The organism is Methylobacterium hispanicum (assembly GCF_022179285.1).
Taxonomy (GTDB): Bacteria; Pseudomonadota; Alphaproteobacteria; order Rhizobiales; family Beijerinckiaceae; genus Methylobacterium; species Methylobacterium hispanicum.
Map to the genome: position 1 here is coordinate 1 of NZ_BPQO01000059.1, position 11090 is coordinate 11090.

General features: G+C 72.0%; 8 protein-coding genes and 1 pseudogene. 7 read left to right on the plus strand and 2 right to left on the minus strand.

All coding sequences use genetic code 11. The features are described from left to right. Both MFF56_RS31360 and MFF56_RS31365 read right to left on the minus strand, forming a co-directional pair. Window positions 1–183 (minus strand): annotated as a pseudogene (locus MFF56_RS31360) (phosphomannomutase/phosphoglucomutase); the annotation flags it as partial. A 102-nt stretch (window positions 184–285) separates the two neighbouring features. Continuing rightward, on the minus strand, window positions 286–1575 hold the full coding sequence (locus tag MFF56_RS31365) for a polysaccharide biosynthesis/export family protein (protein ID WP_066926760.1): 1290 nt from the start codon (window positions 1573–1575) through the stop codon (window positions 286–288). A gap of 1339 nt (window positions 1576–2914) precedes the next feature. Here MFF56_RS31365 and MFF56_RS31370 point away from each other — a divergent pair. The 7 genes from MFF56_RS31370 to MFF56_RS31400 form a co-directional block, all read left to right on the plus strand. Continuing rightward, window positions 2915–5110, plus strand: a complete 2196-nt coding sequence (locus tag MFF56_RS31370) for a Wzz/FepE/Etk N-terminal domain-containing protein (protein ID WP_238232152.1) — start codon at window positions 2915–2917, stop codon at window positions 5108–5110. Continuing rightward, window positions 5110–6360: a glycosyltransferase gene (locus tag MFF56_RS31375; RefSeq protein ID WP_238232154.1), complete on the plus strand. Its 1251-nt coding sequence runs from the start codon at window positions 5110–5112 to the stop codon at window positions 6358–6360. Before MFF56_RS31370 ends, MFF56_RS31375 begins: the two co-directional genes overlap by 1 nt. Window positions 6361–6432: 72 nt before the next feature. Then, a complete protein-coding gene (locus tag MFF56_RS31380; RefSeq protein WP_066924675.1) occupies window positions 6433–7290 on the plus strand; it encodes a WecB/TagA/CpsF family glycosyltransferase in 858 nt (285 codons plus the stop codon). 99 nt (window positions 7291–7389) lie between these two features. Further along, window positions 7390–8106: a sugar transferase gene (locus MFF56_RS31385; protein ID WP_082773198.1), complete on the plus strand. Its 717-nt coding sequence runs from the start codon at window positions 7390–7392 to the stop codon at window positions 8104–8106. Between the two features lie 50 nt (window positions 8107–8156). After that, window positions 8157–9152 (plus strand): glycoside hydrolase family 5 protein, encoded by a 996-nt coding sequence (locus tag MFF56_RS31390; RefSeq protein ID WP_238232156.1) that lies wholly within the window; start codon window positions 8157–8159, stop codon window positions 9150–9152. Window positions 9153–9270: 118 nt separating this feature from the next. After that, window positions 9271–10809, plus strand: coding sequence for a lipopolysaccharide biosynthesis protein (locus MFF56_RS31395; protein ID WP_066923970.1), 1539 nt, complete (start codon window positions 9271–9273; stop codon window positions 10807–10809). Window positions 10810–10868: 59 nt separating this feature from the next. After that, window positions 10869–11090 (plus strand): sugar phosphate nucleotidyltransferase (locus MFF56_RS31400; protein ID WP_283207455.1); only part of this gene is annotated, 222 nt, incomplete at its 3' end.

Sequence of the window (11090 nt, forward strand, 5' to 3'; positions counted from 1 at the left end):
CACGCCGCGCTCGTGCACGAGGGTGCCGATCCCCAGCCCGAGCGCCTGGACGCCCATCAGGTTGATCTCGTCGGGAAACAGCCAGCGCGCGTCGTACTCGCGAAAGCCGGTCGGCTTGACCAGGGGCGCCTGCTCGAACCCGAACGTGTTGGGCAAAAGCGCAGCTTGCGGCGTCGGAAACATCGCGGGTCGTCTCTCCGGTCTTGATCGATCGTGGGGTGCGGGAGGTATCGGGATGCAGGGTGTCGGGATGCAGGGCCGGCGGGTCGTCGCGGCCCGGCGCCCTCAGCGGGTCGGCACCTCGGCGGCCTCGCCGAACTGCAGGGCGACTTCCACCACGTCGCCGGGCTGAAGCTCGGTGTCGTTCGACGCGGTGATGCGCTGGGCCTGCTTGCCGTCCTTGCGGACGATCACGAGGGCCGGGTCGCCGTCGAGGCCGCGCACGAGCTGCGACTTGACCATGCCGGTGTAGCGGAGCTGCTCGCTGGTGTTCTGGAGCGTGCCGCGGATCTCGGCCAGCCGGACGTTGGCGTCCTGCAGTTCCTTCATCACCTCCAGCCGGCGCGCCTCGTCCACGCGCTGCAGGCGGTAGTCGAAGGTGTCCTTCTCGCGCTCGGTGGCCGCGCGCGTCGCGGTCGTCTGCAGGGCCCGCGTCGATGACAAGAGGAGGGAGCGGCGCGAATCCGTCAGCCGGTTCGTCGGGATCGTCCCGCGCTCGTAGAGGTCCTGGCTGCGCTTGAACTCGTCCGCGTCGGCCTGGACGCCCTCCTTCTCGCGGCTCTCCTGCTCGGTCAGCACGCGGACGCGGTCCCCCTCCTTCTGGGAGGCCGCGGTGAGGTAGGCCTTCTCCTTGGACGCCTCCTGGTTCTTCGACTTGAGGATGCCGCGCTCGACGTCGAGCAGTTCCGCCGTCATCGAGGGGGCGAGCGGCGTGTCCTTCAGCGCGCGGTCATCGACATCCTTCTTGCCGTCGAGCTCGGCCCGGAGCCGGGCGATCACCGCCTGCTGGCGCGCGTACTGCACCCAGGCCCGGTTGTGCTTCTCGCGCAGTTCCGAGAGCTGCAGGAAGGGGTTGTCCATCTTGAAGCGCAGCAGGTCGAAGCCGCCGGCCAGCGAGATCGCCTGCCGGACCGTCATGCCGGGCTTGAACTTCTGCTCGCCCGGCTGGGCGACGTCGCCGTTCAGGTAGACGGGCCGGTACTCGTCGACCGTGACGGTGATCTCGGAGGGCGAGAGGATCACCGGGAACTCGCGCCCCTCGTTCGTGCGGCGCCGGAACTCCTTCGTCGGCAGGAGGGCCTGGATCTTGGCCTGGGCCTCGGCCAGGGTGAGGCCCGCGACCTGCACCTGACCCACGAGCGGCATCGAGACCTGGCCGTCCATGCTGATCACGCTGGTGGCCTTCATCTCCGGCACCGATACCGCCTCGACCGCCAGGCTGTCGCCCGGCGCGAGGCGGTAGGCCGCCTGCCCGGCCTGCGGCGCGAGGCCGACGGCGGCGGCCAGCGCGAGGCGCAGGACACCCGTCCGAAGGGGCCGGCGGCCGACCGGGCGATTGCTCTCGACGTCACTCATCGTTTCCGGCTCCTCAGTCAGCCACATGTCCCGGACGGGCGCCCGCCCCGGCTCCGGCGCACGGCGCGCCGGTGTCCCGGAACGCCGCGTCCGCGTCGGGCCCGTCCCCGGTTCCCGCCTCGCCCCGCTCGACCCCGTGGTGTGCGTCCGCCAGCGCCCGGCGCATCGCGGGCGGTCACCATCGGAATGGTGAACGGGCTACGGTCTTCCTCGAAAGCCGTCGCTGCGTCAGGAAGCAATTCATGCGCGACCGCCAGCGATCGCGCTCCGGTCACGCAACTATAGTGTGGCACGCGCACGATTTGTCCAGTCCAGAAAAAGACGACCTCGTGCGCGCGTTGGATCAATTTCAGGTTGCTGAGTATGGCGTCGGCGCCGCCGGGTCGCTGGGTTTCACCTCGCACCTGCGTAAGCGCGAAGGCCGTAACCCATCCGCGTGGACGACGCCTGCGCCCTCCGTTCCGCCGGTAGCGGTACGCCCGAATCGGCCGCCTCGGCGGCCTGCCTCCTGGCGCATCAGGTCAGCCTGTCTGGCGCCGTCGTGGGCACAGTGAAATCCCTACCCTGGAGCGCCGACCCGGTGCCGGCACCGTCGTCTGGAGCGATCAACGAGACGTGAACTCACTGCCAAACCTCGGTTATCTCGTGCCCCAACCGGAACGATCTTGCAGGATGGCGCGCATGGCGCAGAAAAACGTTAACTTGGAAATCAGTTTTGCCATGCATAAAGAGAAAATCTGACTTGCATTTTATGCATGGCTCAAGCGCCGCTCGCGGTCGGGTGGTCGGCCCGAAACCGCGCGCTCGCGGTCGGCGGCGAGGGTCAGGAACCCGGATCGCGCGACGCCGCAGGGGATCCAAATGCCTTGCACCGCAGCAAAAAGCCTCCTGCCCTCGGGAGGCGTTCGGCGGCCGGCGCCACTTCAGCTTGTAACCAAAGCGTTCCAAAAAAAATCGTCGCGCCTCTGCTGCGATTATGACTAGTCCGGCTCATTACTCGGGTTCGTTCGTCATCCACTTGCGCTGTCCGCTGGAGTCCGTCAGTTTCCAGTCACAGCAGCTGTGCAGGTGCACACGACAACCTAGTCGATCTTCGATCGAGCTGCGCGCATCGTCAGGGGAAACAACCTCTGCTTTCGCTAGTCAGTGCTTGAACAGCGTTAGACATGCACCCGGATCGCGACCGAACGCGACGCCGGTAGGAAAATCGTTGCCTCATCGTCAGGTCCGCAATCCTTGCTGGCCGCGTGGCGAAGCTTTGAGATTTCACGCGGTCCGGCCGTCGGCCGGACCGCACACGCTCGTCCGGTCATGCCGCTCGGAGGATCTGAGACGTCCGATGAACATCAATCCTGACCGCTTCGCCTTCCAAACCGGCGCGAGGCCGAGCCCGTTGCCGGAGCCGCGGCCGCGCTCGTGGACGATCGCGCACATCGTCGATGCGACGCTGCGCCGCCGCCGGACGGTGGGTCTCGTCGCCGTGATCGTCTTCGCGATCGCCGCCGCCTACGCGAGCCTGACCGCGCCGACCTACACCTCGATGGCAAGCGTCGTCCTGGACACCAAGCTGACGCCGCCCTCGCCGGGGACGGTCGCGTCCGAGATGACGATCGATCCCGCCGTCGTCGACAGCCAGGTCGAGATCCTCAAGTCCGACAAGATCGCCCTCGACGTCGTCGATCGGCTCAATCTCACGGGCGATCCCGAATTCGTCGGATCGGAGCCGTCCTTCCTCCGCGCCACGATCGATCGCCTGGTGTCGGTCTTCGACCCGAGCCCGCAGGGCGCCGTGCGGACGGACAAGCGGCAGGCCGCTGCGGCCGCGCTCGGCCGGAAGGTCAAGGTCGCGCGGGCCGGGCGCAGCATCCTGGCGGAAATCACGGCGACGAGCCTCGATCCGGTCAAGGCGGCCGCGATCGCGAACGCCGTGGCCGAGGCCTACATCCAAGACCAGCTCAGCGGCCGCATGGAGGCCAGCCAGCGCACGACGGACTGGATGCAGCGCCGTCTCGCGGAGGTTCGCGAGCGGCTGGACGCCGCCAACGCCGCCCTGGCGGCCTTCCGGGCCGGCGGGGGCGACAGGAACGCGGCGCGCAGCGCCGAGCGCGCCGAGCGCGAGGGATCGCGGCCGGGCGCCGCCGAGGCGCTGGCCCGTGCCCGGGCGGATCTCGAGCGCATGACGCAGCTCGCCGCCGCCCTCGCGCAGGGCAACCCCGACGCCGACACCCTCGCCCGGATCGATCGCCTCGGCGACGCGGACCTGTCCCGCCTCGTGGCGGAGCAGCGCGGGCCTGCACCGGGAGCGGGCGTGCTGCGCGCGCTCGGCGAGCGGCTGGACCAGCGCATCGAGGCGCGCCGCAAGGAGGTCGCCGCCTCCGCGCTCAGGGCAACGCTCATCGACAAGCAGATCCAGGATCTCCAGGGCCAGGACGCGGAGGGCGCGGCCCCCGGGCCGGCCTCCGACCGGGAGCGCGCGCTCGAGCGCGCCGCCCAGGAGGCGCAGGGCAACTACGAGGCGCTCCAGAACCGCGTCACGCGCGTGAGCGCCTTCCTGCAGCAGCAGTCGATGCCGGTGACCGAGGCGCGCATCGTCACGACCGCGCTGCCGCCGCTCACCAAGAGCGGGCCGAAATCCGCGCTGATCCTGCTGCTCGGGCTGATCGGCGGGCTCGGCGCGGGGGTCGCGGCCGCCTTCCTGCGGGACGCATCCGACCGGCGGATCCGCTGGGCCCAGCAGGTCACGCACGATCTCGGCCAGCCGTTCCTCGGCTCCCTGGCCGGCTGCCCGGCCCGCGGGCGCGCGTTCCGGCACGGGACGGACGGCTCAGGAGGGCGCGGCCGGCGCCTGCCCGTCCCGCTCTTCATCGCGAACGGGTCCGGCTCGCCGAGCGTGCTGGAAACGCTCTGCACCACGAAGGTCTCGATCGACCAGGCGCTGCATCGCGAGACCTCCCGCGTCGTCGGGATCGTCTCGGCCAACGCCCAGGACGGCAAGACCACGCTCGCGACGAACCTCGCGGTGCTCCTCGTCGAGATGCGCGCCCGGGTCCTCGTCATCGACGCCAACCTGCACGGGGCCGGGCTCGCCGACCTCGCCGAGGGCGATCCCGGCCCGGGCCTGGCGCGCGCGGTCACGGAGCGTCGCCCGCTCGCCGAGTGCGTCGTGGCGAGCCGCCTGGGCTTCCACCTGCTGCCCGGCACCGTGGGCGCGGTTCCCAACCACCCGGTCGAGATCCTCGGCTCGCCCGTCCTGCGGCAGCTCCTCGCCGAGGCGCGCCAGCACTACGACTACGTGCTCGTCGAGGTCCCGCCCGTGGTCACGGCCGTCGATGCGCGGGTCGTCTCCGAGCTGATCGACGCCTTCGTGCTGGTGGTGCGCGGCGGCCGGACCCGGCGCGACGCGGTCGAGCACGCCTTCACCACCTGCCCGGGCATCGCCGACCGCATCGTCGGCGTCGTGATGAACGGCACGAAGACCGCCGAGCGCCCCGCCCCGGCCGGCGCCGCCCCCTCCTACCTCCTGGGAGCCGCCTGATGGCATCCTCACCCCTGATCCGCACGGCGCGGCTCGCCGCGCGCCCGGTCGCGCGGGCGGTCCGGCGGCACATCCTGCCGCGGGTCATGCCCACCATGCGCCACCCCTTCCCGGAGGCGGTGCGCAACGTGCGGGTCGTCGGCCTGCTCTCCTCCTCGTCGGGGCTCGGCGAATCCGCGCGCCTCTGCATCGACTCGCTGACGCGGGCGGGCTGCGGGGTCACGACCGCCGACGTCGCCGCGCTCTTCGACAGCGACGACGGCGTCGCCTACCCGCGGCGGGATTCGGGGCCCCCGGCCGACGTAGCGATCTACCACCTCAACCCGACCATGCTCCTGCCCAGCATCCTCCGGGCGGGACTGCCGCAGCACCTGCGGACCTACAGCATCGGCTACTGGGCCTGGGAGCTCGAGACGCTGCCCCCGGAATGGGTCGGCGCCCTCCGGTTCGTGGACGCCGTCATGGTGCCGAGCCGGTTCTGCCAGGAGGCCGTGCAGGCCTACACGAGCAAGCCCGTCGTCGTCGTCCCGCACCCGGTCGAACGGCCGGCCCCGGTCGCCGACAGCGTCGCCCGCGGCGCGGACGCGCGCTTCCGCGTGGTCAGCATCTTCAACCTCGGCTCGTCCTTCCTGCGCAAGAACCCGGTCGCGGCGATCATGGCCTTCCGCGCCGCCTTCGGCGAGTCGGAAGAGGCGGAGCTGGTGCTCAAGATCAGCGACGGCGCCCGCTACCCGGCCGAGCGCGACCGGATCCACGCGGCGATCGCGGGCGCGCGCAACATCCGCCTGATCGACGCGGTCTGGGACCGCGCCGCGCTGCAGGGGCTCCTGGCCTCGGCCGACGCCTACCTGTCGCTGCACCGCTCGGAGGGGTTCGGCCTGACGCTCGCCGAGGCGGCGCTCGCGGGCATCCCGGTCGTGGCGACCAACTGGTCCGGCAGCACCGACATCTGCCCGCCGGAACTCTGTTACCCGGTCGATCACGCGCTGGTGCCGTTCAACGATCCCCACCCGGCCTATGCGGGCCTGAGGCGGGCGCGCTGGGCCGAGCCCGACGTCGCGCACGCGGCCGAGCAGCTCCGGCGGATCCGCGCCGCGCCGGCCGAGGCCCGGGCCCGCGCCCGCGCCCTGCGGACCTGGCTCGCCGAGTACCTGGCGCGGCACGACTACCGGGGCGCCCTCGGCGAGATCGCCGCCCGGATGCCGGCGGGCGTGCCCGAGGCCCTCGGCCGGGACGCCGCCCGGCCCTGAGGGGACCTCCGGCCTCGGAGCCCCGACCACGACCACGCACAGAGCAGGCCCTTCACCTTGAGGACGCGCACATTGGCCCAGTCACTCGCTTCCTACCAGCCGGACGCCCCCCAGCCCGACCGTTGCGCGACGGCCGAGGCGGGGCGGATCTTCGGTCTGCCGTTCTCGGCCCTCGACGAGCAGGCGCTCGTCGCGCAGATGACGCAGGCGGTCCCCTCGGGCTCGGGCCCGAAGCGGCTGGCCACGGCCAACCTCGACCACATCGTCCAGATGGCGCGCAACTCCGCCTTCCGCCGGGCCTACGACCGCGCCTGGACGATCACGGCCGACGGCATGCCGGTCTACCTCTATGCCCGCCTGCGCAACGTCGGGCTGCCCGGCCGCGTCACGGGCGCCGACCTCTTCGCGCGCCTCATCGAGGTCCTCGATCCGGGCCGCCACCGCTGCTTCTTCGTCTGCAGCACCGCCGAGGTCGCCGAGCGCCTGGAGCAGCGCCTCCTGCGGCGCGGCTTCCGGCGCGACGCGCTGGCCTTCTGCGTGCCGCCGCACGCCTTCGAGCGCGACGCAGCCTACTCGGACGCGCTGGCCGCGCGCATCCGGGCGCACGCGCCGACGCACCTGTTCATGGGCCTGGGCGCACCGAAATCCGACATCTGGACCGACCGCTACCACGACGCGCTCGGCGACTGCTACGTGCTGAACGTGGGCGCAGCCCTCGATTTCGCCGCCGGCGTCAAGCGCCGCGCGCCGGTCCTGATCCGTCGCATCGGCCTCGAATGGGCCTGGCGCGTCGCCTCGGAGCCGCGGCGCCTCTACCGGCGCTACCTCGTGGATTCCTGGCAGTTCCTCTGGCTCGTCGCCCGCGATCTCGCCCGCCCGGCCCAGCCGGCCCACAGCCGCGCCGCGCGCGGCATCGGCCGCCGCACCTGATCGGGGTGCCCGAGCCGGGCACCCGTACCGCCGCCCGGGCCGGCGCCGCCGGCCCGCGGATCCCGTCCCCGTCGTCACGCCGCATTTGGAGTTTTGGGAATGCAGCAGGGAATAGCAGTTAAGTTCCAGCGCGAGGACCGGCTGCTCCCCCGGACCCAAGAGGGGCGCGCGCCCGCGCGCCGGGGCAGGGCCGAGCGGCCGATCGCCCGCCGCGCCCGCGCCGCCAACGGCGCCGCCGTGAAGCGGGTGGCGGACGTCGCGGTCGCGCTCACCGCGCTCCTCTTCCTGATCCCGCTCTTCCTGGCGGTCGCGCTCCTGATCAAGGCCGAGACGAAGGGGCCCGTCTTCTTCCGGCAGAAGCGCTACGGCCTGAACCGGCAGCCCTTCGAGATCCTGAAGTTCCGCACGATGACGGTCCTCGAATCGAGCGGGGCCTTCGAGCAGGCCAGCGCCAACGACCGGCGCGTGACCCAGATCGGGCGCTTCCTGCGCCGGTCCAGCCTCGACGAGATGCCCCAGCTCATCAACGTCGTGGCCGGGCACATGTCGCTCGTCGGTCCGCGCCCGCACGCCATCGCGATGGACGACACCTTCGCCGACATGGTCTCGGACTACGACGACCGCTTCCTGGTGCGGCCGGGCCTGACCGGGCTCGCCCAGATCACGGGCTACCGCGGCCCCACCGACACCTACGACAAGATCGCGCGGCGGATCAGCCGCGACCGCGCCTACATCCGGCGCTGGTCGCTCGCCCTCGACGCGTCGATCGTTCTCCAGACGCCGATCCGGCTCGTGAAGGATCCGAACGCGCTCTGATCCGGAGAGACGCGCCTCCGCCACCGGACGATGGACAGACCACAGGTTCGATGCACGTGAATCTCACGCGACGACAAGCACTTTCGGGTCTCGCCGTCTCGGGCCTCGCCGTCGGCGGGGCCGCGGGCCTGTCACCCGCCCCAGCGCGGTCCGCGGAGCTGACTTATCCGGGGGTCAACCTGTCGGGCGGGGAGTTCGGCGACCTCGGCCGTCCGCTGGGCCAGGGCTACATCTACCCGCCGGACCAGGCCTTCGCCTACTACGCGAGCCGCGGCCTCAGGCTCGTGCGGCTGCCCTTCCGGATCGAGCGCCTGCAGCCCGAGCCGTTCGGGGCGCTGGCGGAGCGGGACCTCGCGGAGCTGCGGCGCTGCGCGGCGAGCGCCCGGCGGCACGGCCTCGTGCTGGTGCTCGACCCGCACAATTACGGCAAGCGCGACGACCGCCCGATGGAGGCCGCCGACCTCGCCGACTTCTGGAAACGCCTCGCCACCCCGTTCCGGGACGCGCCCGGGATCGCCTACGGCCTGATGAATGAGCCGGTCGCCTACAAGCCGGCCGAATGGCGCCCGATCGTCGATCGGGTGGTCGCCACGATCCGCGACCTCGGCTCGGACCAGCTGATCATGGTGCCGGGCGCCGGCTGGACCGGCGCGCATTCCTGGGTCTCCGAGGGCAACGCCGCGGCCTTCGAGGGCTTCGAGGACCGGAACTTCATGTTCGAGGTGCACCAGTACCTCGACGCCAACAGTTCGGGCACCGACCTGCAGACCTACGTGCCGGGAGCCGGAGAGGATCGCCTGCGCGCCTTCACGGACTGGGCCCGGGCGCGGGCGTGCCGGGCCTTCCTGGGCGAGTTCGGCTTCGCGCTGCCGGCCGGGCGGACCGAGGCCGGCGCCATGCTCGCCTACCTCAAGGCCAACGCGGACGTCTGGCGGGCCTACGCCTACTGGGCGGGCGGGCCGTGGTGGGGGGACTACGCCTTCAGCATCGAGCCGGACAAGGCCGGCGACAAGCCGCAGATGGCGCTCCTGCGGGAATACCTGTGAGCCCCGGAGCCGCCAGCACGGTCCAGCCGAGGATTGCGACGTCAGCGATGGTGTTCCCTTCGACCCGCGCGGCCGCGCGGCCGTCCATCGGACCGCTCCTGCCGCGCGAGGTCTCCCGGTGAGCGGCGGCCTCGCGCGGCAGTCGGCCGCCAACGCGCTCGCCACCGGCTCCATCCTGATCAGCGGCGCGCTCAGCACGATCATCGTCGCGCGCCTGCTCGGCCCGGCCGACCTCGGGGTCGTCACCTACGCCGCCTGGGTGGTGAGCATCACCTTGATGGTGGCCGACCTCGGCATCCCGGGATCGCTCGCCCGCTACCTGCCGGAGCTGCGCGGCGCCGGGGACGCGAGCGCCGGCCACGGCCTCGCGCTCTACCTCTACAAGCGCTTCATCCTCGTGGTCGGGCTCGCGGCCTGCGCGCTCCTCGGCCTCGCCCTCTGGCACCGGGCGGCCGGATCGACCTTCGCGCTCCACATCGAGCCGGGGAGCTACAAGACCTCCCCGCTCTTCTGGACGCTCGTGGCCGCTGCCGTCCTCGCCCAGAGCAGCTCTGCCTTCGCGGTCGGCCTTCTGCGGGGGCAGCAGGATTTCGGCCGGATGGCGCGCATCATGCTCGTCTCGGCGGCCGCCCAGATCGGCGTCACGGTCCTGGGCTCGGTCGCGCTTGGCCTCGTGGGCGCGCTGAGCGCGGCGGTCGTCGTCGGGCTCGCGCCCTCGGTCTTCCTGATGCGGGACCTGCGCGGCGGCCGCGCGGTCGCGCCGGAGCTGCGCACCCGGCTCGTGCGCTACTGCGGCGCGATCTGGCTCGCCTACCTGCTCTCCGCCGTCACCTGGGCGCGCACCGAGATCCTGTTCCTCGAGCGGAGCTGGGGCAGCGAGGCGGTGGCCTTCTTCTCGGTGGGGCTGACGCTCGCCAACCTCGCCGTCCAGGCCCCGCTCCTCCTCACCGGGCCGCTGCTGCCGGTCCTGGCGCAGAACATCGCCGCCAAACAGCACGCGGCCGCGGTCGGGATCTACCGGAGCGGCATGCGCTACCTCGCGATGCTCGTCTTCCCGGCCTGCTTCGGGCTGGCCGCGATCGCCTCGGTCTTCGTGCCGCTCGTCTACGGCGAGGCCTTCGCCAAGGCCGTGGCGCCGGCCGTGATGCTGGTGGTCGCCGCCGCCTTCTACGCCCTGACGGCGGTGACGCAGATCTACATGAACGCGGCGGAGCGCAACCGCTTCAACATCGTGGTCGGGATCGTGGGCGCGGCGAGCATCATCGCGTCGGGCCTCCTCGTCATCCCGGCCTACGGCCTGATGGCGGCGGCGGCGACGCGCACGACGGTGCAGGTGCTCACCGCCGCGGCCTCGATCTGGTACGTGCACCGCCACCTGCAGGCACCGGCCCCGCTCGGGCAGGTCGTGCGCATCGTCGGCGCCGCCGCCCTGTGCGGGCTGGCCGCCTTCGCCCTGCTGCGCGCCTTCCCGGGGCCCCTCGCGCTGGCGCCCGCGATCGTCGTCGGCGCCCTGGTCTACGCCGTCGCGCTGAAGCTCTTCGGATGCATCCTGCCCGAGGACGTGGACCGGGCGCGCGGCATCGGTTCCCGGCTGCTCGCCCCGCTCGCCGCCCTGACCGGCGCCGCCAACGCTCCCCGGTCCAAGGCCCCCCGGTGACGGGGGAGCGCCCGGGCCTTCAGGCCGACCGACCCAACCGCCACAAGGAGAATGTCACGATGCCCGAATCGACGTCGTCCGCCGTCCACCCGGTGATCCTGTGCGGGGGCTCCGGCACGCGGCTGTGGCCGGCCTCGCGCGCGAGCATGCCCAAGCAGTTCGCCCGGCTGGTCGATCCGGAGCACTCCACCTTCCAGGCCACGGCCCAGCGCGTGGCCGAGCCCGGCCTGTTCGCCCGCGCCTGCGTGATCGCGGCGGCCGAGTCCCGCTTCATCGTCGCC

Excerpts from the sequence above, each read along its gene's own strand:
- MFF56_RS31365 (WP_066926760.1), bottom strand. The coding sequence starts at position 1,575 with ATGAGTGACGTCGAGAGCAATCGCCCGGTCGGCCGCCGGCCCCTTCGG.
- MFF56_RS31370 (WP_238232152.1), top strand. The coding sequence starts at position 2,915 with ATGAACATCAATCCTGACCGCTTCGCCTTCCAAACCGGCGCGAGGCCG.
- MFF56_RS31375 (WP_238232154.1), top strand. The coding sequence starts at position 5,110 with ATGGCATCCTCACCCCTGATCCGCACGGCGCGGCTCGCCGCGCGCCCG.
- MFF56_RS31385 (WP_082773198.1), top strand. The coding sequence starts at position 7,390 with ATGCAGCAGGGAATAGCAGTTAAGTTCCAGCGCGAGGACCGGCTGCTC.
- MFF56_RS31390 (WP_238232156.1), top strand. The coding sequence starts at position 8,157 with ATGCACGTGAATCTCACGCGACGACAAGCACTTTCGGGTCTCGCCGTC.